We start from the raw sequence: 21,235 nt of genomic DNA, 5'->3' as shown, positions 1-21,235 counted from the left end.
ACCCTCCATGCAGTTGATCGAAAAACTCAGCATCCTCGCCGACGCCGCCAAGTACGATGCTTCGTGCGCCAGCAGTGGCGCGCCCAAGCGTAGCTCCGAGGGCAAGGCGGGGCTGGGTTCCACCGATGGCATGGGCATTTGCCACAGCTACACGCCGGACGGGCGATGTGTGTCGCTGCTCAAGGTGTTGCTCACCAACTTCTGTCTTTACGACTGCCAGTACTGCGTCAACCGCCGCTCCAGCGACGTGCCCCGCGCGCGTTTCAGCCCGGAGGAGGTGGTTACCCTGACCCTGGATTTCTACCGGCGCAATTGCGTCAGCGGGCTGTTTCTCAGTTCCGGCATCATCCGTTCGTCCGACTACACCATGGAGCAGTTGGTGCGGGTCGCCAAATTGCTGCGCGAAGAGCATGACTTTCGCGGCTATATCCATCTCAAGACCATTCCCGACGCCGATCCGGCACTGATCGCCGAAGCCGGAAAGTATGCCGATCGCCTGAGCGTGAACATCGAACTGCCCACCGAGGCCAGCCTGCAGACCCTGGCGCCGGAAAAAAAGATCGTGTCAATCAAGCAGGCCATGCAGACCATCTACACCGGCGAGCAGACGGTCCGCAACGAACCGCGCGCGCCGCGTTTTGCCCCGGCCGGGCAGAGCACGCAACTGATTGTCGGCGCCGACGACACCGATGACAGCACCATCCTCCACGGTGCCGAGGCGTTGTACGGCAACTTCAAGCTGCGCCGCGTGTACTACTCGGCGTTCAGCCCCATCCCCAACAGCCCGAAAAGTGTGCCTTTGGCAGCACCGCCCTTGATGCGCGAGCACCGCTTGTACCAGGCGGACTTTTTGCTGCGCAGTTATGGCTTCAGCGCCAACGAGCTTTTCCAAGGCCCCGGCCACCTGGCCCTGGATATCGACCCCAAGCTGGCCTGGGCCCTGGAAAACCGTGAGGTGTTCCCCCTGGACCTGAACCGCGCCGAACCGACCTTGATCGCGCGTATCCCAGGCATTGGCCTGCGCACCACCCAACGCCTGGTGGACCTGCGCCGTGAGCGCAAGATCCGCTTCGAAGACCTGACGCGCATGCGGTGTGTGCTGGCCAAGGCCAAGCCGTTTTTCATCACCAGCGACTACCACCCGCAACAGGCCGACAGCACCAGCGTGTTGCTGCGCGAGCAATTGCGCGACCGTCCGCAGCCGCAGCAAATGGGCTTGTGGGGATGATCAGCCTGGAGTGCAACAACCTGTTCAGCACCTGGCGCGAGCAGGCGCGCTGGCTACTGAGCCATCAAGTCGACCCCAGCCAGGTGAGCTGGGGCGAGGCCGAGGTGGCGGACCTGTTTGCCACCGACGAACCGATTCCCGAAGGCTTGGGGCCTTACCAGACGCGGGTGCCCAAGGCCCTGCTGGAATTGCTGGAGTCGGCCGCCTGTTACCACGGCGACCAGCGCTGGAGCCTGTTGTATGAAGTGTTGTGGCGCGTCAGTCATGGTGACCGCACGGCGATGCTGGCGGGCGACAAGTTGGGCAGTGAGTTGCAGCGGCGGATCAAGCAAGTCAGTCGCGAGGCGCACCATCTGCATGCGTTTGTGCGATTTGTCGCGCTACCGGCCGGGGCGGGGCTGGAGTTGCCGGAATATGTGGCCTGGCATGAGCCGGCCCACGACATCCTGAAGTCCGCCAGTCAGCATTTTGTAGGACGGATGGGGCGCCATCGCTGGATGATCGCCACGCCGTTGGATGGGGTGTATTACGACGGCGAGCAGCTTGTTCATCAGCGCGAGTGCCCCGAGGCTTGGCGCCAGCTGGCACAGAATGTCGAGGACCCCCACAGTGCGATGTGGCTGACCTATTACAGCCACATCTTCAACCCGGCACGCTTGAACCCCAAGGTGATGGAGGGGCATCTGCCGAGCCGGTTTTGGAAAAACCTGCCCGAGGGCAAGTTGATTCCGGGTTTGATCACCGAGGCGCGGACGGGGAAGCAGAAGGACGGGCAGGCAAAGTTGATTGGTGCAAAACCGGGTCGCCAGATTGCCAACCCCCACCGAGCGCGGTGACCAACCCCACGCTCGCCTGCAACTGACGGGTCTGTACCGCCTGCAACGTGCGTTGTGCCTGCAAGGCTGCCGTCTGTGCGGTGACCACGTCCAGGTAGCTAACCGCGCCGGCCTCGTAGCTGTTCATCGCCAGCGTTTGTGTGTGTTGCGCTGCATCCGCCGCCGCCTGCTCATCCTGGGCTTCCTGTTGCAGGTCTCGTAGCTGCGCCAGGTTGTCCTCGACTTCGCGCACCGCTTTCAAGACATGGCTGCGGTATTGCGCCGAGGCTTCTTCAAACTCGGCTTTGGCTTGGCGTTCATTGGCGCTCAAGCGGCCGCCATCAAAGATCGGCAAGTTCACCAGTGGGCCCAGCGCCCAATAGCGATTGCCCGCCGACAGCAGGTTACCGACGCCTTGCGTCTGCCCACCGATCAGCCCGGTCAGGCTGAAGTCCGGGTACCACGCGGCCTTGGCTACGCCGATATTGGCATTGGCTGCAAACACCCGGCGTTCCGCCGCCGCGATATCTGGCCGACGTTGCAGCAGGTGGCTCGGTAGCTGCGAAGGAATCCCCGGCAGCGCAATCAACCTCTCGCTTGGCGACAAACTGAAATTACTGGCGGCCACGCCCACCAATTCGCCTATCGCATGTTCGGTGAGGTTGCGTTGGCCCTGTACTTCATCCCATTGCGCCTTGGCTTCGGCCAACTGATTCTGCGCGCGCGTCAGGTCGAGCTCCGACGCAATCTGGCCCTCATATCGGCTGCGAGTCAGTTGCAATGCCTGGCTGAAATCATCCAGCGAACTCTTGAGAATCCGAGCCTGGGCATCCAGCCCGTTGAGCTGCACGTACAAGGTCGCCAACTGATGTTGCAGGCTCAAGCGCGCCACCGCCAAATCATCGCCGGACGCCTGTGCCTGTGCATCTCCGGCCGCCACCTGGTTGCGGATTTTGCCCCACAGGTCCAGGTCGTAGCTCAGTGAAAACCCTGCGGTGTTGCTGTTGTACACCGATGGCTGCGTATCCCCTCGCAGCGGCCGCGAGTCCGATTGCCGCTGGCGCAATGGCTGCGCGCTGGCGGTGATCTGCGGGAACAACCCCGCATGCAATTGGCTGGCATAGGCCTGGGACGCATCGAAGTGCGCGAGTGCCGCCGCCAAGTCGGGGTTGGCCTTGAGCAGTTGCTGTTGCAGGTCGTTCAGGCGCGAATCCTGGTAGAGCGTCCACCATTCGGGGGCCAATTGATCGGACGGTTGCGCGCTGTGCCAGGGACCGTCGCTGGTCTGTTCGCGATACCCGGCCGGCAGGTCAACAGTAGGCACCTTGTAGGTCGGCGCCATCGAGCAGCCCTGCAACGCCAGCAGCGTCAGCGCTGCCAGGGGTTTAAGCCTTAGGCGCATGCGCACCTCCGGCGGCGGCCAGTTGCACTGGGTCGCCTTCACGCAGGGCGTCCGGCGGGTTGTCGACCACGCGGTCGGCGGGTTTCAGGCCTTGGTCGATGACCAGGCGTTCGCCCAGGTCCAGGCCGATGTGAATGTCCTGCAGGTGCACGTGATTCTGCACATCCAGCACCGCCACCTGTGTGCCTTGGGCACGGAAGATCAACGCGCTGGCCGGAATGCTCACGCCGTGGGTATCCGCCGGAATCGGCAAGGTGGTTTCGGCGTAGTCACCGGGGAGCAATTCGCCATTAGGGTTATCGGCCACGAACTGCGCAAGCAAGGTGCCGGAACGGCGGTCGATGGCGGTGGAATCACCGATCAGGCGCGCCTTGAAGTGCTCACCGGGGTGCTCGGGCACAGTCAGCTCGGCTTCAAGGCCGGGGTGGATGACCGCCGCGTAGTTCTGCGGCACGGGCACATACAGGCGCAATTGATGGGTGTCGGCGATGTTGAACAGCTCGGGATCGCTGTCGGTGTCGGCCTTGATCAATTGGCCGATATCGGTGTTGCGTGCGGTGATGGTGCCGGCGAACGGCGCGCGGATCGTCTTGTAGCTTTCCAATGCGGACAGCCGCGCATAGTCGGCAGCGGCGGCTTCGGCGTTGGCTTTTGCGGCGGCGGCGTTGGAGGTTTTTTCATCGGCCTCCTGACGCGATACCGAATGGCTGGCGAGCAGGTTTTGCCAGCGCGTCGCGGTGGTTTCGGCCAGGCGTGCGTTGGCCTGTTCCTGTATCAGCCGTGCATGGGTTTGCGCCAGTTGCTGGTCCAGGTCGGGGCTGTCGATCTCGGCAAGGATTTGCCCGGCTTTGACCTGGGTGCCGATGTCGGCTTTCCAGTCTTTCAAGTAGCCGCTGACGCGGGCGTGAATCGGCGCCTTGCTCCAGGCTTCCAGGTGCGCCGGCAAGCGCAGGGTGTCGCCGGCGGCATTCTGCTGCGGTTGGAACACCATCACCTGCGGGACGGCGGCGGTTTCGGTCCAGGCGGTGACCGATTGTTCGTGCAGCGTGCGGGCGTGCAGGCCGTTGGCGACCAACAGGGCGGCCAGGGTCAGGCCGCCGACACCCATGAGCATCAGACGCTTGCGCGAGGGTTTGTGATCAGGCGACATGAGACGTTTCTCCAGCAGTGGCGCGAGTAGGGTGACGGCCGTGGACCAGGCTGAAGACCACGGGGACAAACAACAGGGTGGCGGTGGTGGCGAGGATCAGGCCACCGATCACCGCCCGGCCGAGCGGGGCGTTTTGCTCCTCGGAAATCGCCAGGGGCAACATGCCGATGATCATCGCCAGGGCGGTCATGCACACCGGGCGAAAGCGCGTGTAACCGGCTTCCAGCGCGGCCTTGAGCGCATCGCCATGTTCGGCCAGGCGTTCACGGCAGAAGCTCACCACCAGGATCGAGTTGGCGGTGGCTACGCCCATGCACAGGATCGCGCCGGTCAAGGCGGGCACCGACAACGAGGTGCCGCTGAGGAACAGCATCCACACGATCCCCGCCAGTGCGGCCGGCAAGGCGGTGATGATCACGAACGGATCGACCCACGACTGGAAGTTGACCACGATCAGCAGGTAGATCAGCACCACCGCGCCAAGCAAGCCAAAGCTCAAGCCGCTGAAGGCTTCGTGCAGCGCATCGATCTGCCCGTGCAGGCTGATCACCGCGCCTTTGGGGCGCATGGACGCGGTGTCATCCAGCACTTTCTGCACGTCACGGGCCACGCCGCCGAGGTCGCGACCTTGCACGTTGGCGTACAGGTCCAGGGTCGGTTCGATGTTGTAATGGGTCACCACTGCCGGGCTTTGCACCCGGGAGATGGTGGCCACGCCGCCAAGGATCTGCGACTGGCCATCGGCGCCGGTCACCGGCAGCGCTTCCAGCGAAGGCAGGCTGTCGAGGCGATATTGCGGGGTGGCGGCGACGATCGAGTAGGACACGCCGTTGGCGGGGTTGAGCCAGAAGGTTGGTGCCACTTGAGAACTGCCGGCGAGGGAGGCGACCATGCTGTTGGTCACGTCACGTTCGGTAATGCCCAGGCCGTTGGCGCGCAGGCGGTCGACGTTGACCTGCAAGGACGGGTAGCCGGTGGACTGCTGGATGCGCAGATCAGCGATGCCGGGTACGTGCTGCAGGCGCCGCTCCAGTTCCACCGCATAGGCGCGGTTTTCTTCATCGCTGCGCCCGGAGATTTTCACGTCCAGCGGGGCCGGGGCGCCGAAGTTGAGGATCTGGCTGCTGATGTCGGCTGGCAGGAATGCGAAGTGGCTACCGGGGAAGCTTTCCGGCAGGGTTTCGCGCAGTTTCTTCACGTAATCGGCGGTGGGCGCGTGGTCTTTTTTCAGGCTGACCTGGATGTCGCCGTCCTGCGGGCCGATGGTGCCGCTGCTGCTGTAGGCCATGTCGATACCGCTGAGCGGGATGCCGATGTTGTCGACGATGGTGTCGAGTTCTTCGGCGGGAATCACCTCGCGAATCCGCGCTTCAATGCGGTCGAAGGCGGCGGCGCTTTCTTCGATGCGCGTGCCCAGTGGCAAGCGCACGTGCAGGGCCAATGCACCCGCGTCGGTGGCCGGGAAGAAGTCCTGGCCGAGGCTCGGCAGCAACAGGAACGACGCCAGCACGCAAGCCAGGAAACCGACGATAAAGCCCTTGCGATTACCCAAGGCCAAGGTCAGCAGACCATGGTAGGTGTCGCGGATGTTCGAGAAGTGCCGTTCAAAGCCCTGCTGGAAATTCAGCACCGATTGCAGCACGCGATTGCGCGGTTTCTTGTGCTGCTCGCCCTCGTGGTGGTTGATGAATGCATCTTCCGGATGATGCCCGGCGCCTGGCTCCGGCGTGTGCGGCTTGAGCAGGAACATCGCCAGGGTCGGCACCAGCGTACGCGAAAGAATGAACGAACTGGCCATGGCAAAGATCACCGCCAGGGCCATCGGCCGGAACAGGTAACCGGCGATGCCTTGCAGCAAAAACATCGGCACGAACACGATGCAGATACACAGCAGCGAGACGAACGCCGGGCCGACGATCTGTGCGGCGCCGTCGAGGATCGCGGTCTTCACCGCCTTGCCTTGTTCCAGGTGCCAGTTGATGTTTTCGATGGTCACCGTGGCGTCGTCCACCAGGATCCCCACCGCCAACGCCAGCCCGCCGAGGGTCATCACGTTGAGGGTTTGCCCGCTGACCGCCAGCAGTGCAATCGCCGACAGCACGGCCAGGGGAATCGAGGCGGCAATAATGATCGTGGAACGCCAACTGCCGAGGAACAGCAGGATCATCGCACTGGTCAGCAGTGCGGCAATGATGCCTTCCTGGGCCACGCTGCCCACCGACTGTTTGACGAACACCGAGGCGTCCCCCAGCAGCGAGGTCTTCAGCGACGGCGGCAAGGTCTCGTTGATGCGCGGCAGCATCTGGCGGATGCCGTCGATGATCGACAGGGTGGAGATGCTGCCGTTTTTCAGCGCTGGCATCAGGACCGCACGGTGGCCGTCGACGCGCACGATATTGGTCTGCGGCGGCGAGCCGTCGCGCACGTGGGCCACTTGCCCGATGGTGATCAAGGCTCCATCGACGGTCTTGATCGGCAGGTCATTCAGCTCATCGATGGCCTTGGGGCTGTTGTTGAGCAGGATCGTGTATTCGTTGGGGCCGAGTTTGGCGGTGCCCACCGGGATGATCTGGTTCTGCAGGGCCAAGGCGTTCCCCACGTCCTGGGCCGACAAGCCTTTGGCGGCCAGCGCCTGTGGGTCGAGGTCCAGCGTGATCTGGCGCTGCTTGCCGCCCATGGGCGTCGGCATGGCCAGGCCGGGCAGGGCGCTCAGGGGCAGGCGGATGTTGTTCTGCACCAAGTCGCGGATCTTGGCTTCCGAGAGGCTGGGGCTGGAGAACGCCATCTGCAAAATCGGCACCGTGGAGGCGCTGTAGTTGAGGATCAGCGGCGGCGTGATGCCCGGCGGCATCTGCTTGAGCACGGTTTGTGACACCGCTGTCACCTGGGCGTTGGCGGTGCGGATATCCACGCCGGGCTGGAAAAAGATCTTGACGATGCCCATGCCGGGCAGGAATTGCGATTCGATATGCTCGATGTCGTTGACGGTGGTGCTCAGGGAGCGTTCATAGGTGTAGATCACCCGACCGGCCATGGCGTCCGGCGAGAGGCCGTTGTACTGCCAGACCACGGCAACCACGGGGATGCCGATGTCCGGGAAAACGTCAGTGGGGGTACGCAGGGCCGCCATCGGCCCGATGATGCAGATGAATATGGCCAACACGATAAACGTGTACGGCTTTTGCAGTGCGGTCTTTACCAGCCCGAGCATGCGTGAAACCTCCGGAGGGAGCAGGATTGCAAACCCCGGCAGTCTTGCCCGACCCACCTAACACGCACCTTTCAGGCAGGTGAAGGAACATTTAGGAAGGGACTGAAGATCGTTTCATATGTATTCATTTGTTCTACAAAGGGTGGCTCCTCAAGCTTGTAGCCCATCGGACACATCGTCTTTCTTTGGAGCCCTGCCATGTCACTCAAACCTCTGTTTTTGATCCCCGCCCTCGGTGCTGTGCTGTTGTTGTCGGCGTGCGCCGGCCCGATCCCCAAGGCCGACCCGAGCGAAGCGTGGATCGGTCTGAAAGAAGAGGCCCCCAACGACCTGATGGCCGAACGCGTGGACGGCAAGCGCGTGGATGACGGACGTTTCTTTGAAGTGACGCCTGGAGACCATCGCCTGGATGTGACGCTGTTCGAAGAAGAGCCAGGCGACGACAACCAGCAGGACTGCCAGGGTCGGGTCGAGTACAAGGATTTCAAGGCAGGTGAGCACTACACCCTGGTGGAGTCGAGCCTGGGCACCACCGTGCGCGCATCCTTGATGGATGGTCACGGCAAGGAAGTCGCGGCGACTCAGGACTTCAATTGCATGCCGGGCTAGGCGTGATGTACCGCCACCTTATGGGGCTTGGCGGGTGCAGCGGGTTTGACGTGGGGGTGATGGTGCCGACGGGTGATGCGCAACACCCCCCACAACATGGCGCCGGCTACCGCCAGCCAACCGCAGATCAACAGGATAATCGTTGTTGCAAGGCTCATTCGGGCCTCCTTTCGCCCCGCAGGGGGCACACACAGTCTTCTCAATGGACAGTCTAGCTACCTGGCGGTTGCCTGCTATTGACCAATGGTCGTGTCTGTCCAACTTCTTTGCTCTATCCGCGTCCTTTACTAAGCCTGCGGGCTATACCCGCGTGGCAGAGCGTCCTATGATCAGGGCCCTTACCGGCAGTTGATCAAGAGAGTAGAAAATTGCGGTTACGGTCGAACCTGAAAACATCCTTGTTCCTCGCGTGTGCCTTGGGCCTTGCGGCGTGTTCCTCCACCCCGTCGAGACTGGCCGGCCTGCCGGAGCGTGTCGAACTCAATGGCGTGCCGACTTTTCGCAGCGAGGCTTACCAAAGCGGTCCTACGTCTTTAGCCAGCATGCTGTCGCAACAAGGCATTGTCATGACACCGGGGCTGTTGGATAAACCGTTGCATCTGCCGGGCGGCGAAGCCGACCTTGAGCGCAACATGCAGGTGCTGGCGCGCGAGTACGGGCTGATGGTGTATCCGCTGGAGGCCAAGCTGACGGCAGTGCTGGCCCAGGTGGCGGCGGGTTATCCGGTGATGGCGCGGATTGGCGGCGGGCTATGGTCGGACGCGCACTACGTGGTCGTGGTGGGGTTCAACCAGCAGAAAAGCACGGTGTTGTTGCGCTCGGGGATGGATCGGCGTTTGCTGATGAGCTTCAGCGACTTTGAGTCCAAATGGAAAAGCGCCGGCAGTTGGGCGATCCTCACCCAGCGCCCGAGCCAGTTGCCGGCGAATGTGGATACACAACGGTGGCGGGACTCGGCGAATGCGACGGCCCAGGCCGGGCAGGAGCGGGCGGCGGCGCAGGCGCTGAAGGTGTTGGCGGAACGCAAATAAACAAACGGCGCTATCAAAGCGCCGTTTTTTATATCGCTTAGCGACGGGCTTCCGCAGCGTTGGGGCGATTCTTCAGGTTCTTGTCGGCCTTGTAGCGCAGCGCCACATCCGGCACCGAACCGCTCTTGCCGGTCTCGACCCAATTGCGGATACGGCTGGCATCGGCAAAGTGGGTGAATTTGCCGAAAGCATCCAGGATCACCAACGACACCGGACGGTTGCCCATGCTGGTCACCAGCACCAGACAGTGGCCGGCCTGGTTGGTGAAACCGGTCTTGGTCAGCTTGATATCCCAGTTGGCGCGGTTGATCAGGTGGTCGGTGTTGGAGAACCCCAGGGTGTAGTTGGGCTTGCGGAACGACACGGTCTTTTCCTTGGTGGTGCTCAACTGGCTCAGCAACGGGTAGTGACGCGCGGCGGCCAGCAGCTTGCTCAGGTCACGGGCGGTGGACACGTTGTGGATCGACAGGCCCGTGGGTTCTACATAATGAGTGCTGGTCATGCCCAGCGCCTTGGCCTTGGCGTTCATCGCCGCGATAAACGCCGGGTAGCCGCCTGGGTAGTGGTGCGCCAGGCTGGCGGCGGCACGGTTTTCCGAGGACATCAGGGCGATCAGCAGCATCTCCTTGCGCGGCATTTCACTGCCGATTTTCACGCGGGAGAACACGCCTTTCATTTCCGGCGTGTCCTTGATGTTGATATCGATGTACTCATCCATGTTCTGCTTGGCTTCCAGCACGATCAGGCCGGTCATCAACTTGCTCACCGAGGCGATTGGCACCACCACGTCGGGGTTGCTGGAATAAATGACTTTATTGGTCTGCAGGTCCACCAGCATGGCGCTGCCGGAAGCGATTTGCAGTTTGGACGTGTCACGCGGGGCCTGGGTGGTTTCGGCGGCGTGCGCGAAGGTGCCTGTGAAAGCAAAAAATAGGCTGACAATAGAGAGACGAATTTTCACGCGGGTGAACTCGCTAAAAAAGTAAGGAAATACCGTTCGGGAACGGGTTTTTGATAAATGCCGTTACATTTTAGGAGTATGGATCAGAAACTGTCGAATGTTCTTCTAGAACCCGATGAAAGTTCTTAAAAACTAAGAAAAAACAGGGTTTATTGCGGGCAATAAAAAGCCCTGCGATAAGGCAGGGCTTTTTCAGTACGCCTGGTTATTACGCGTGCAGGGTCTCTGCGGCGTACAGGGTATTTTCCAGCAGGCAAGCGCGAGTCATCGGGCCGACGCCGCCTGGCACTGGCGTGATCCAGCCGGCGCGGGGCAGGGCGGTTTCGTACACCACATCGCCCACCAGCTTGCCGTCGTCCTGGCGGTTGATGCCCACGTCGATGACGATGGCGCCTTCCTTGATCCATTCACCTTTGACCAGTCCTGGCTTGCCGGCAGCAACCACAACCAGGTCGGCGCGGCCGACGTGGCCGGCGAGGTCTTTGGTGAAACGGTGGGTGACGGTCACAGTGCAACCGGCCAGCAACAATTCCATGGCCATCGGACGGCCGACGATGTTGGAGGCGCCGACAACGACCGCATCGAGGCCGTACAGGTCGACACCGGTGCTTTCCAGCAGGGTCATGATGCCTTTTGGCGTGCACGGACGCAGCAGTGGGATGCGCTGGGCCAGGCGGCCGACGTTATAAGGGTGGAAACCGTCGACGTCTTTGTCGGGGCGAATGCGCTCCAGCAATTTGGAGGCGTCCAGATGCTCGGGCAATGGCAGTTGCAGCAGGATGCCATCGATCTTCGGGTCTTCGTTGAGGCTGTCGATCAGGTCGGTCAGGGCCTGCTGGGTGGTTTCGGAAGGCAAGTCGTAGGCCTTGGAAATAAAGCCGACCTCTTCACAGTCTTTACGCTTGTGCGAGACATAAACCTGAGAGGCAGGATCGCTGCCGACCAGGATCACCGCGAGGCCAGGCGTGCGCAGGCCTTGCTGGCTGCGCTCGGTGACTCGTTTGGCGATCTGCTGGCGCAGGCTGGCGGCGATTGATTTGCCGTCGATAAGTTGTGCAGTCATTACGCGTGATTAACCATCGAGAGGGGGAAGAAAAGTGCGCGCATTCTCGCATGCCAGGACGTGAGGGCAAAGGCGCTTGGTCTGCAAATTGCCCTAACCCCTTAAATAAAATCAGTTTTTTTCAAAAAAGATTTGACGGGTTTCGAGGGCGTCTATACTATTCGTCGCACTTGTCGGGCACAGCCTAGCACTGGTTAAGAAGGTCGAGCAGAATAGCGTGTTGTTCTGTAAGGCTGGAAGCACTTAGTTTGTAATCCTCCAAGAGTACAGATTAATCAGGCGCCCGTAGCTCAGCTGGATAGAGCATCCGCCTTCTAAGCGGATGGTCGCAGGTTCGAGTCCTGCCGGGTGCGCCATTAGGCAGCTTTGGCACAAGTAGCGCTATATGGTGGGCGTAGCTCAGTTGGTAGAGCACGGGATTGTGACTCCCGTTGTCGAGGGTTCGATCCCCTTCGTCCACCCCATATTTTAAAAGGCGCCAGATTAATCGTCTGGCGCCTTTGCTTTAAGAGCTTCAAGCGCGGATGTGGTGGAATTGGTAGACACACTGGATTTAGGTTCCAGCGCCGCGAGGCGTAAGAGTTCGAGTCTCTTCATCCGCACCAAATAAAGCTTGGTCCCGTCGAAAGGCAGGGCAGGGCTCGACAAAGAAGTGGTTTGGTTTCTTTGTTAACGCAATATGGTGGGCGTAGCTCAGTTGGTAGAGCACGGGATTGTGACTCCCGTTGTCGAGGGTTCGATCCCCTTCGTCCACCCCATATTCGAAAGGCGCCAGATTTAACAGTCTGGCGCCTTTTTTGGTTTCAGCGGTTCGAAATATCCAGCGGCTGCAGGTATTGGGGCGCGATGGCAGGGCGTTTCGTCGTATTTATGTATCTCGATGATGCTGCGCTGCCTGCCAGCCCTGTTTGCGGGGGTGGCCGTCAGGGAGATGGATGACGACTTCTTCTATATATAGGAGGGGCGGCGCAGAGCCCTGGCGTGATGGGTTGTATTTGTCACCGGGGCGAGGTGCATCCGTGCCTTCGTACCGATAAATTGCCGGCTGTTTTCGGGCGTATTTGCAGTAGGGTGACTTCTTGAGTTTGACCCACTAGAATGCATGCCCTTGATTGGGGTCGGAAATGGCCGGCTAACGTCTGTGCAACGAGGAATATCCATGCAAGTTTCTGTTGAAAATACTACTGCTATCGAGCGTCGCCTGAGCATCACCGTGCCGGCTGAGCGCATCGAAACTGCGGTCAACAAGCGTCTGCAGCAGACTGCCCAGAAGGCCAAGATCGCTGGTTTCCGTCCAGGCAAAGTGCCAATGAGCGAAATCAAGCGCCGTTTTGGTGCCGATGCGCGCCAGGAAGCTGTCGGTGACGTGATCCAGGCTTCGTTCTACGAAGCTGTTGTCGAGCACAAGCTGAACCCAGCGGGTTCGCCGTCGATCGAGCCTAAGTCCCTGGAAGCTGGCAAGGACCTGGAATACGTTGCTGTATTCGAAGTGTTCCCTGAATTTGAAGTGGCCGGTTTCGAAGGTATCGAAATCGAGCGTCTGAGCGCCGAAGTGGCTGATTCGGACCTGGACAACATGCTGGAAATCCTGCGCAAGCAGAACACCCGTTTCGAAGTGGCCGACCGCGCTGCCCAGAACGAAGACCAGCTGAACATCGATTTCGTTGGCAAGGTTGACGGCGAAGTCTTCGCTGGCGGCTCCGCCAAGGGTACTCAGCTGGTGCTGGGTTCCAACCGCATGATCCCGGGCTTCGAAGACGGCCTGGTTGGCGCCAAAGCCGGCGAAGAGCGCGTTCTGAACCTGACCTTCCCTGCTGACTACCAGAACCTGGACCTGGCTGGCAAAGCCGCCGAGTTCACCGTGACCGTCAACAGCGTTTCCGAGCCTAAGCTGCCAGAGCTGAACGAAGAGTTCTTCGCTCAATTCGGCATCAAGGAAACCGGCATCGAAGGCTTCCGCACCGAAGTTCGCAAGAACATGGAGCGCGAGCTGCGTCAGGCCATCAAGTCCAAGGTCAAGAACCAGGTCATGGACGGTCTGCTGGCCGCCAACCCGATCGAAGTGCCTAAGGCCCTGCTGTCCAACGAAGTGGATCGCCTGCGCGTTCAAGCTGTTCAGCAGTTTGGTGGCAACATCAAGCCTGACCAACTGCCGGCCGAGCTGTTCGAAGAGCAAGCCAAGCGCCGCGTTGTGCTGGGCCTGATCGTGGCTGAAGTGGTCAAGCAGTTCGACCTCAAGCCTGACGAAGACCGCGTTCGCGAAATGATCCAGGAAATGGCTTCGGCCTACCAGGAGCCTGAGCAGGTCGTGGCTTGGTACTACAAGAACGATCAGCAACTGAACGAAGTGCGTTCGGTTGTGCTGGAAGAACAAGTTGTGGATACTGTTCTGCAGAAGGCTAAGGTGACCGATAAAGCGGTCTCTTACGAAGAAGCAGTCAAACCGGCGGAAGCAGCACAAGCCGACTGATTGTCCAACTCGTTGGAAATACAACCATAAGCCAGCCTCGCGCTGGCTTATGCGTTTTCAAGACATGACTATTTGGGAGTAACTGCAGAGCATGTTCCGTAATTCCTATATTCAGCAGAACTCTGATGTCCAGGCCGCTGGCGGCCTGGTCCCGATGGTTGTCGAGCAGTCCGCTCGTGGCGAACGCGCCTACGACATCTACTCGCGCCTGCTCAAGGAGCGAGTGATCTTTCTGGTGGGCCCCGTAGAGGACTACATGGCCAACCTGATCTGTGCGCAGCTGCTGTTCCTTGAAGCGGAAAACCCGGACAAGGACATCCATCTCTATATCAACTCGCCGGGCGGTTCGGTGACAGCAGGTATGTCGATCTACGACACCATGCAGTTCATCAAGCCGAACGTCTCGACCACGTGCATCGGCCAGGCCTGCAGCATGGGCGCATTCCTGCTGACCGCCGGTGCCGAAGGCAAGCGTTTCTGCCTGCCGAACTCGCGCGTGATGATTCACCAGCCACTGGGCGGTTTCCAGGGCCAGGCGTCGGACATCGAAATCCACGCCAAGGAAATCCTGTTTATTCGCGAGCGCCTCAATACGTTGATGGCCAAGCACAGCGGGCACACCCTGGAAGAAATCGAGCGCGATACCAACCGCGACAACTTCATGAGTGCCGAAGCTGCGAAAGCATACGGGTTGATCGACGACGTGATCAGCCAGCGCCCCGCTTAATATAAGCTGCTCAAAATAGGGCTGGTCGGCATGTCCGACCACTGGCGGGCTTGAAAAAGCCCGCATAAGCCTTCATCTTGTGTTGCAAGCCTATCGGATTTGGATCGAACGAATGACTGACACCCGCAACGGCGAGGACAACGGCAAGCTGCTCTATTGCTCCTTCTGTGGCAAAAGCCAGCATGAAGTGCGCAAATTGATTGCCGGCCCCTCGGTCTTTATCTGCGACGAGTGCGTCGACCTGTGCAATGACATCATCCGTGAGGAGGTGCAGGAAGCCCAGGCCGAAAGCAGCGCGCATAAATTGCCTTCGCCTAAAGAAATCAGCGGCATCCTTGACCAGTACGTGATTGGTCAAGAGCGTGCAAAGAAGGTTCTGGCCGTAGCGGTGTACAACCACTACAAACGCTTGAACCAGCGTGACAAGAAAGGCGACGAAGTTGAACTCGGCAAGAGCAACATCTTGCTGATCGGTCCTACAGGCTCGGGTAAAACCCTGCTGGCAGAGACCCTCGCTCGCCTGCTGAACGTTCCGTTCACCATCGCCGACGCCACCACCCTCACCGAGGCTGGCTACGTGGGTGAAGACGTCGAGAACATTATTCAGAAACTGCTGCAGAAGTGCGACTACGACGTAGAGAAAGCCCAGATGGGTATTGTCTACATCGACGAAATCGACAAGATCTCGCGCAAGTCGGACAACCCGTCGATCACCCGGGACGTTTCCGGTGAAGGCGTGCAGCAAGCCCTGTTGAAACTGATCGAAGGCACGGTCGCTTCCGTACCGCCACAAGGCGGTCGCAAGCACCCGCAGCAGGAATTCCTTCAGGTTGATACGCGCAACATCCTGTTTATCTGTGGTGGTGCGTTCTCCGGCCTGGAAAAAGTCATCCAGCAGCGTTCGACCCGTGGCGGCATCGGCTTCAGTGCCGAAGTGCGCAGCAAGGAAGAAGGCAAGAAGGTTGGCGAGTCCCTGCGTGAAGTCGAGCCTGACGATCTGGTCAAGTTCGGTCTGATCCCGGAATTCGTGGGTCGTCTGCCAGTCCTGGCGACGTTGGACGAGCTGGATGAGGCTGCTCTTATCCAGATCCTCACCGAGCCGAAAAACGCCCTGACCAAGCAGTACGCCAAGTTGTTCGAGATGGAAGGTGTAGACCTCGAGTTCCGTACCGACGCTCTCAAATCGGTGGCCAAGCGGGCACTGGAGCGCAAGACCGGTGCACGTGGCCTGCGTTCGATTCTGGAAGGCGTGTTGCTCGACACCATGTACGAAATCCCCTCGCAGTCCGAGGTGAGTAAAGTGGTGATCGACGAAAGCGTTATAGAAGGTAAGTCCAAGCCACTGTATATCTACGAAAACAGTGAGCCGGCTGCCAAGGCTGCGCCTGACGCGTAAGCGTTCCGCAGTTTCGGTATAAACAAGGGGCCTCCAGGGGCCCCTTTGTTTTTACGGCGTTTTTTACCCCAAGGCGTTTACTGCGTTTAACTGCTGGCAATAAGCTTGTTTTTTTTGCATGCAGCCCCCATCTTGGTTTCAAGCTTATTTTTCATCTGTCATAGAGGCGAAATCATGAAGACCACCATTGAATTGCCTCTCCTGCCGTTGCGTGATGTCGTCGTCTATCCGCACATGGTTATCCCGCTGTTCGTGGGGCGCGAGAAGTCTATCGAAGCCCTCGAGGCCGCGATGACGGGCGACAAGCAGATCCTGCTGTTGGCCCAGAAGAATCCTGCTGACGATGATCCTGGCGAAGACGCCCTGTATCGCGTCGGTACCATTGCGACCGTGCTGCAACTGCTCAAGCTGCCAGATGGCACCGTCAAGGTGCTGGTGGAAGGTGAGCAGCGTGGTGCGGTCGAGCGTTTCATGGAGGTGGATGGCCACCTGCGCGCTGAAGTGGCGCTGATCGACGAAGTCGAGGCCCCTGAGCGCGAGTCCGAAGTGTTTGTACGCAGCCTGCTCTCGCAATTCGAGCAGTATGTGCAGTTGGGCAAGAAAGTCCCGGCTGAAGTCCTGTCTTCCCTCAACAGCATCGATGAGCCAAGTCGCCTGGTCGACACCATGGCCGCGCACATGGCGCTGAAGATCGAGCAGAAGCAAGACATCCTTGAAATCATCGACCTGTCGGCGCGTGTCGAACACGTGCTGGCGCTGCTGGATGCCGAAATCGACCTGTTGCAGGTCGAGAAGCGCATCCGTGGTCGCGTGAAGAAACAAATGGAGCGCAGCCAGCGCGAGTACTACCTGAATGAGCAGATGAAGGCCATTCAGAAAGAGCTCGGCGACAGCGAGGAAGGCCACAACGAAATCGAAGAGCTGAAAAAGCGCATCGATGCCGCTGGCCTCCCGAAAGACGCCCTGACCAAAGCCACTGCCGAGTTGAACAAGCTCAAGCAGATGTCACCGATGTCGGCCGAAGCCACCGTGGTGCGCTCCTACATCGACTGGCTGGTGCAAGTGCCGTGGAAGGCCCAGACCAAAGTGCGCCTGGACCTGGCGCGCGCCGAAGACATTCTCGACGCCGACCACTATGGCCTCGAAGAAGTCAAAGAACGCATCCTCGAATACCTCGCTGTGCAAAAGCGCGTGAAGAAGATTCGCGGTCCGGTGTTGTGCCTGGTGGGTCCGCCTGGCGTGGGTAAAACCTCGCTGGCTGAGTCGATTGCCAATGCCACCAACCGTAAATTCGTGCGCATGGCCCTCGGTGGTGTGCGTGATGAAGCGGAAATCCGTGGTCATCGCCGCACTTACATCGGTTCGATGCCAGGAAGATTGATTCAAAAGATGACAAAAGTGGGCGTGCGCAACCCGCTGTTCCTGCTCGATGAAATCGACAAAATGGGCAGCGACATGCGTGGCGATCCAGCGTCGGCGTTGCTGGAGGTGCTCGACCCCGAGCAAAACCACAATTTCAACGACCATTACCTGGAAGTCGACTACGACCTGTCCGACGTAATGTTCCTGTGCACCTCCAACTCCATGAACATCCCGCCGGCACTGCTGGACCGGATGGAAGTGATTCGTCTGCCGGGTTATACCGAAGACGAGAAGATCAATATCGCCGTCAAATACCTCGCGCCCAAGCAGATTTCGGCCAACGGCCTGAAGAAGGGCGAGATCGAATTCGAGGTCGAGGCGATCCGCGACATCGTGCGTTACTACACCCGCGAGGCCGGTGTACGGGGCCTGGAGCGCCAGATTGCGAAGATTTGCCGCAAGGCGGTCAAAGAGCATGCATTGGAAAAACGCTTCTCGGTGAAGGTAGTTGCCGACTCCCTGGAGCACTTCCTGGGCGTGAAGAAATTCCGCTACGGTCTGGCCGAGCAGCAGGATCAGGTAGGGCAGGTGACTGGCCTGGCGTGGACCCAGGTGGGCGGCGAATTGCTGACCATCGAAGCCGCTGTCATTCCTGGTAAAGGTCAACTGATCAAGACCGGCTCCCTGGGTGACGTGATGGTTGAATCCATCACTGCCGCGCAGACCGTGGTGCGCAGCCGCGCCAAGAGCCTGGGGATCCCCCTGGACTTCCACGAGAAGCACGACACGCACATCCACATGCCGGAAGGGGCGACCCCGAAAGACGGCCCTAGCGCTGGCGTAGGCATGTGCACGGCCTTGGTGTCGGCATTGACGGGCATTCCGGTGCGCGCCGATGTCGCCATGACCGGGGAAATCACCCTGCGTGGTCAGGTATTGGCCATCGGTGGTCTGAAAGAGAAATTGCTTGCTGCACACCGGGGTGGTATCAAGACGGTGATCATTCCTGAAGAGAATGTTCGCGACTTGAAGGAAATTCCTGACAACATCAAGCAGGATCTGCAGATTAAACCGGTTAAATGGATTGACGAGGTCCTGCAAATTGCGCTGCAATACGCGCCGGAGCCCTTGCCGGATGTGGCTCCGGAGATAGTTGCCAAGGACGAAAAACGCGAGTCTGATTCCAAGGAAAGAATTAGCACGCATTAATGTGTTAAAGCCTGGGGGGCTTCCTTGACAGCTTTTTAGAGCCCTTGTTATAAAGCGGCTCTTAGTGTCTGTAGGCCATTCAGCACTGGTTTTTGCTTTCACCAAAAAACTTAGAATCATACTCAATAGATATATAAGGGGACTTAGAGTGAACAAGTCGGAACTGATTGATGCTATCGCTGCATCCGCTGATATCCCGAAAGCTGCTGCTGGCCGTGCGCTGGATGCAGTAATCGAATCCGTCACTGGCGCTCTGAAGGCCGGCGACTCCGTGGTCCTCGTAGGCTTCGGTACTTTCTCTGTGACTGACCGCCCAGCTCGCACTGGCCGTAACCCACAGACTGGCAAAGCACTGCAGATCGCTGCTGCCAAGAAACCAGGTTTCAAAGCCGGTAAAGCCCTGAAAGAAGCTGTTAACTAAGCTTCGATCCAGCCTTTACCTACCCGGGACGAACGTAGGTTCGACCTGGGAGCGGAGCGGCGGCAGACCCACGTATGCATAGGGTCGCGAAGCCGGGGGGAGAACCAAAGCCCCCGTCCGCTCCGCCAGTTGCGAGAAGGCGCATCCTTGGATGCGCCTTTCTTATATCCGTACTCTACCCACGCTCCACGGTTGCCTATTCTTGAAGTTCAACCGTTTCTGGGGGACGCATGCTGCAAAATATCAGGGACAATTCACAAGGCTGGATTGCCAAGACCATTATCGGGATCATCGTCGCATTGATGGCGTTCACCGGTATCGAGGCCATTTTCCAGGCTTCGGGTAACAGTAAGCAGGACGTGGCCAAGGTCAACGGTGAAGAAATCACCCAGACCGAACTGAGCCAGGCCGTCGACATGCAACGTCGCCAGCTGATGCAACAGCTGGGCAAGGATTTCGATGCCTCCCTGCTGGATGAAAAACTGCTGCGCGAAGCGGCCCTCAAGGGTCTGATCGATCGCAAGCTGTTGCTGCAAGGTGCGGCTGACTCCAAGTTTGGCTTCTCTGAAGCTGCGCTGGACCAGGTAATCCTGCAGACGCCGGAATTCCAGGTGGACGGCAAGTTCAACGCCGAACGCTTTGACCAGGTGATCCGTCAACTGGGCTACAGCCGTATGCAATTCCGTCAGATGCTGACCCAGGAAATGCTGATCGGTCAGGTTCGCGCAGGTATTGCTGGCAGCGGTTTCGTCACCGATGCCGAAGTGCTGGCATTTGCGCGTCTGGAAAAACAGACCCGCGACTTCGCCACCGTCAACATCAAGGCCAACCCTGCCGCGGTGAAACTCACCGACGACGAGGTCAAGGCTTATTACGACCAGCACGCCAAAGAGTTCATGACCCCGGACCAGGTGGTCATCGACTACCTGGAACTGAAGAAGTCTTCCTTCTTCGACCAGGTCAGCGTGAAGGACGAAGAGCTGCAGGCGGCCTATCAGAAAGAAACCGCCAACCTCGCTGAACAGCGTCGTGCGGCGCACATCCTGATCGAAGTCAACGACAAGGTCACCGACGCGCAAGCCAAGGCCAAGATCGAAGAAATCCAGGCACGCCTGGCCAAGGGTGAGAAGTTCGAAGCCCTGGCCAAGGAGTTCTCCCAGGATCCGGGTTCGGCCAACAGTGGCGGCGACCTCGGCTTTGCCGGCCCTGGCGTCTACGACCCGGACTTCGAAACTGCCTTGTACGCGTTGAACAAGGACCAGGTCTCGGCACCGGTACGCAGCACCTTCGGTTGGCACTTGATCAAGCTGTTGGGCGTTGAGGCACCGCAAGTGCCGACGTTTGCCAGCCTGAAAGACAAGCTGACCAAAGAACTCAAGACCCAGCAGGTTGAGCAACGTTTTGTCGAAGCGACCAAGCAATTGGAAGACGCAGCATTCGAAGCCTCCGACCTGGCCCAGCCGGCGTCCGACCTGAAGCTGACCGTTCACACCTCCGCGCCGTTTGGCCGTGACGGTGGCGAAGGTGTTGCGGCCAACCGTGCTGTGGTCACCGCAGCGTTCAGCCCGGAAGTACTGGATGAAGGCGCCAACAGCACCGCCATCGAACTGGACCCGGAAACCATCATCGTACTGCGTGCCAAGGAGCATCTGAAGCCTTCGCAACTGCCGCTGGAAAGCGTCAATGCGGCGATTCGCACGCAGATGGCCAAGGAGCGCGCCAGCGCGGCTGCCAAGGCTCATGCTGACGAATTGATCGCCAGCCTGCGTGATGGCAAGACTGCGCTGAACCAGCCGGTCGACGGCCAGGCGTGGAAAGTCACTGAAGCGGCCACCCGTGGCCAGGAAGCGATCGACCCTGCCGTGCTGCAAGCCCTGTTCCGCATGCCCAAGCCTGCGGCCAAGGACAAGCCGACCTTCACCACCGTGACCCTGGCGGATGGTAGCCTGGTGATCGTGCGCTTGAACGGTGTCAACGAAGCTGCTGCCCCAACGGACGAAGAAAAGGCGCAATACCGCCGCTTCCTCGCCTCCCGTGTCGGCCAGCAGGACTTCGCGGCGTACCGCAAGCAGTTGGAAACCAAGGCTGACATCAAGAAGTTCTGATGTCGGTTTGAACAAAAAAGCCCCCGGCCTGAAAAGACCGGGGGCTTTTTCATGTGCGCTAGACTGGTCGCTCGT

15 protein-coding genes, 4 tRNA genes and 1 pseudogene are annotated in these 21,235 nt (G+C 59.6%); 14 read left to right on the top strand and 6 right to left on the bottom strand.

The annotated features are described in order from the left end of the window. The first annotated feature begins 7 nt into the window (after positions 1-7). Together ACP7EW_RS02200 and ACP7EW_RS02195 are read left to right on the top strand one after the other, a co-directional pair. Positions 8-1,228, top strand: a complete 1,221-nt coding sequence (locus ACP7EW_RS02200) for a putative DNA modification/repair radical SAM protein (protein ID WP_426214977.1) — start codon at positions 8-10, stop codon at positions 1,226-1,228. Further along, the gene (locus ACP7EW_RS02195) at positions 1,225-2,064 is read left to right on the top strand and encodes a TIGR03915 family putative DNA repair protein (protein WP_033903276.1); all 840 of its coding nucleotides are present in this window, start codon (positions 1,225-1,227) and stop codon (positions 2,062-2,064) included. The genes ACP7EW_RS02200 and ACP7EW_RS02195 overlap by 4 nt, the downstream gene beginning before the upstream one ends. On the opposite strand, the pseudogene ACP7EW_RS02190 reads toward ACP7EW_RS02195, so the two are convergent. The 3 genes and pseudogenes from ACP7EW_RS02190 to ACP7EW_RS02180 form a co-directional block, all read right to left on the bottom strand. Then, positions 2,033-3,445 (bottom strand): annotated as a pseudogene (locus ACP7EW_RS02190) (efflux transporter outer membrane subunit); the annotation flags it as partial. The gene ACP7EW_RS02195 and the pseudogene ACP7EW_RS02190 sit on opposite strands and share 32 nt — an antisense overlap. After that, positions 3,429-4,595: an efflux RND transporter periplasmic adaptor subunit gene (locus tag ACP7EW_RS02185; RefSeq protein WP_426214975.1), complete on the bottom strand. Its 1,167-nt coding sequence runs from the start codon at positions 4,593-4,595 to the stop codon at positions 3,429-3,431. The gene ACP7EW_RS02185 and the pseudogene ACP7EW_RS02190, both read right to left, overlap by 17 nt. Then, entirely contained in the window at positions 4,585-7,806 is a 3,222-nt protein-coding gene (locus ACP7EW_RS02180) for an efflux RND transporter permease subunit (RefSeq protein WP_426214973.1), read from the bottom strand. The genes ACP7EW_RS02185 and ACP7EW_RS02180 overlap by 11 nt, the downstream gene beginning before the upstream one ends. 198 nt (positions 7,807-8,004) lie before the next feature. Between ACP7EW_RS02180 and ACP7EW_RS02175 the strand changes: the two genes are divergently transcribed. Further along, entirely contained in the window at positions 8,005-8,415 is a 411-nt protein-coding gene (locus ACP7EW_RS02175; protein ID WP_426214971.1) for a hypothetical protein, read from the top strand. Here the strand turns inward: ACP7EW_RS02175 and ACP7EW_RS02170 are convergent. After that, positions 8,412-8,573, bottom strand: a complete 162-nt coding sequence (locus tag ACP7EW_RS02170) for a hypothetical protein (protein WP_177075369.1) — start codon at positions 8,571-8,573, stop codon at positions 8,412-8,414. The two genes, ACP7EW_RS02175 and ACP7EW_RS02170, sit on opposite strands and share 4 nt — an antisense overlap. Before the next feature lie 210 nt (positions 8,574-8,783). Here ACP7EW_RS02170 and ACP7EW_RS02165 point away from each other — a divergent pair, with 210 nt between their 5' ends. Beyond that, positions 8,784-9,446, top strand: coding sequence for a C39 family peptidase (locus tag ACP7EW_RS02165; protein ID WP_426214969.1), 663 nt, complete (start codon positions 8,784-8,786; stop codon positions 9,444-9,446). Between the two features lie 37 nt (positions 9,447-9,483). On the opposite strand, the gene pbpG is transcribed toward ACP7EW_RS02165, so the two are convergent. Both pbpG and folD read right to left on the bottom strand, forming a co-directional pair. Continuing rightward, positions 9,484-10,407 (bottom strand): D-alanyl-D-alanine endopeptidase, encoded by a 924-nt coding sequence (gene pbpG, locus ACP7EW_RS02160; RefSeq protein WP_033903272.1) that lies wholly within the window; start codon positions 10,405-10,407, stop codon positions 9,484-9,486. 208 nt (positions 10,408-10,615) lie between these two features. Further along, on the bottom strand, positions 10,616-11,470 hold the full coding sequence (gene folD, locus ACP7EW_RS02155; protein WP_426214967.1) for a bifunctional methylenetetrahydrofolate dehydrogenase/methenyltetrahydrofolate cyclohydrolase FolD: 855 nt from the start codon (positions 11,468-11,470) through the stop codon (positions 10,616-10,618). A 279-nt stretch (positions 11,471-11,749) separates the two neighbouring features. On the opposite strand from folD, the gene ACP7EW_RS02150 reads away from it, so the two are divergent. The 10 genes from ACP7EW_RS02150 (at position 11,750) to ACP7EW_RS02105 (ending at position 21,160) form a co-directional block, all read left to right on the top strand. Beyond that, positions 11,750-11,826: transfer RNA gene (locus tag ACP7EW_RS02150), tRNA-Arg, on the top strand. Positions 11,827-11,858: 32 nt separating this feature from the next. Next, a tRNA-His gene (locus ACP7EW_RS02145) sits at positions 11,859-11,934 on the top strand. 56 nt (positions 11,935-11,990) lie between these two features. Continuing rightward, positions 11,991-12,075, top strand: a tRNA-Leu gene (locus ACP7EW_RS02140). Between the two features lie 77 nt (positions 12,076-12,152). Further along, a tRNA-His gene (locus tag ACP7EW_RS02135) sits at positions 12,153-12,228 on the top strand. A gap of 401 nt (positions 12,229-12,629) precedes the next feature. Next, positions 12,630-13,940 carry a trigger factor gene (gene tig, locus ACP7EW_RS02130; RefSeq protein ID WP_038848420.1) on the top strand — a complete coding sequence of 437 codons (1,311 nt, stop codon included), beginning with the start codon at positions 12,630-12,632 and terminating at the stop codon, positions 13,938-13,940. Positions 13,941-14,031: 91 nt separating this feature from the next. Further along, positions 14,032-14,667 (top strand): ATP-dependent Clp endopeptidase proteolytic subunit ClpP, encoded by a 636-nt coding sequence (gene clpP, locus ACP7EW_RS02125; protein WP_033903269.1) that lies wholly within the window; start codon positions 14,032-14,034, stop codon positions 14,665-14,667. A gap of 112 nt (positions 14,668-14,779) precedes the next feature. Further along, the gene (clpX, locus tag ACP7EW_RS02120) at positions 14,780-16,063 is read left to right on the top strand and encodes an ATP-dependent Clp protease ATP-binding subunit ClpX (protein WP_010209414.1); all 1,284 of its coding nucleotides are present in this window, start codon (positions 14,780-14,782) and stop codon (positions 16,061-16,063) included. A gap of 174 nt (positions 16,064-16,237) precedes the next feature. Next, complete coding sequence (lon, locus tag ACP7EW_RS02115) at positions 16,238-18,634, top strand: endopeptidase La (RefSeq protein WP_033903268.1); 2,397 nt, start codon at positions 16,238-16,240, stop codon at positions 18,632-18,634. Between the two features lie 148 nt (positions 18,635-18,782). Further along, positions 18,783-19,055: an HU family DNA-binding protein gene (locus ACP7EW_RS02110; RefSeq protein ID WP_003174819.1), complete on the top strand. Its 273-nt coding sequence runs from the start codon at positions 18,783-18,785 to the stop codon at positions 19,053-19,055. 230 nt (positions 19,056-19,285) lie between these two features. Next, complete coding sequence (locus tag ACP7EW_RS02105; protein ID WP_269131221.1) at positions 19,286-21,160, top strand: SurA N-terminal domain-containing protein; 1,875 nt, start codon at positions 19,286-19,288, stop codon at positions 21,158-21,160. The last annotated feature ends 75 nt before the right edge of the window (positions 21,161-21,235 follow it).

Source organism: Pseudomonas sp. DWRC2-2 (genome assembly GCF_049897885.1).
In the GTDB taxonomy this organism is placed as follows: domain Bacteria; phylum Pseudomonadota; class Gammaproteobacteria; order Pseudomonadales; family Pseudomonadaceae; genus Aquipseudomonas; species Aquipseudomonas azotoformans_A.
The sequence above is the reverse complement of the archived record's forward strand: the minus strand, read 5'-3'. Positions and strand labels throughout refer to the sequence as shown.

What these genes read in the sequence shown, in the direction of transcription:
- lon (WP_033903268.1), top strand. Translation starts at nt 16,238, where the DNA reads ATGAAGACCACCATTGAATTGCCTCTCCTGCCGTTGCGTGATGTCGTC.
- ACP7EW_RS02195 (WP_033903276.1), top strand. Translation starts at nt 1,225, where the DNA reads ATGATCAGCCTGGAGTGCAACAACCTGTTCAGCACCTGGCGCGAGCAG.
- ACP7EW_RS02200 (WP_426214977.1), top strand. Translation starts at nt 8, where the DNA reads ATGCAGTTGATCGAAAAACTCAGCATCCTCGCCGACGCCGCCAAGTAC.
- clpP (WP_033903269.1), top strand. Translation starts at nt 14,032, where the DNA reads ATGTTCCGTAATTCCTATATTCAGCAGAACTCTGATGTCCAGGCCGCT.
- folD (WP_426214967.1), bottom strand. Translation starts at nt 11,470, where the DNA reads ATGACTGCACAACTTATCGACGGCAAATCAATCGCCGCCAGCCTGCGC.
- clpX (WP_010209414.1), top strand. Translation starts at nt 14,780, where the DNA reads ATGACTGACACCCGCAACGGCGAGGACAACGGCAAGCTGCTCTATTGC.
- ACP7EW_RS02170 (WP_177075369.1), bottom strand. Translation starts at nt 8,573, where the DNA reads ATGAGCCTTGCAACAACGATTATCCTGTTGATCTGCGGTTGGCTGGCG.
- ACP7EW_RS02185 (WP_426214975.1), bottom strand. Translation starts at nt 4,595, where the DNA reads ATGTCGCCTGATCACAAACCCTCGCGCAAGCGTCTGATGCTCATGGGT.
- ACP7EW_RS02175 (WP_426214971.1), top strand. Translation starts at nt 8,005, where the DNA reads ATGTCACTCAAACCTCTGTTTTTGATCCCCGCCCTCGGTGCTGTGCTG.
- tig (WP_038848420.1), top strand. Translation starts at nt 12,630, where the DNA reads ATGCAAGTTTCTGTTGAAAATACTACTGCTATCGAGCGTCGCCTGAGC.
- ACP7EW_RS02180 (WP_426214973.1), bottom strand. Translation starts at nt 7,806, where the DNA reads ATGCTCGGGCTGGTAAAGACCGCACTGCAAAAGCCGTACACGTTTATC.
- ACP7EW_RS02105 (WP_269131221.1), top strand. Translation starts at nt 19,286, where the DNA reads ATGCTGCAAAATATCAGGGACAATTCACAAGGCTGGATTGCCAAGACC.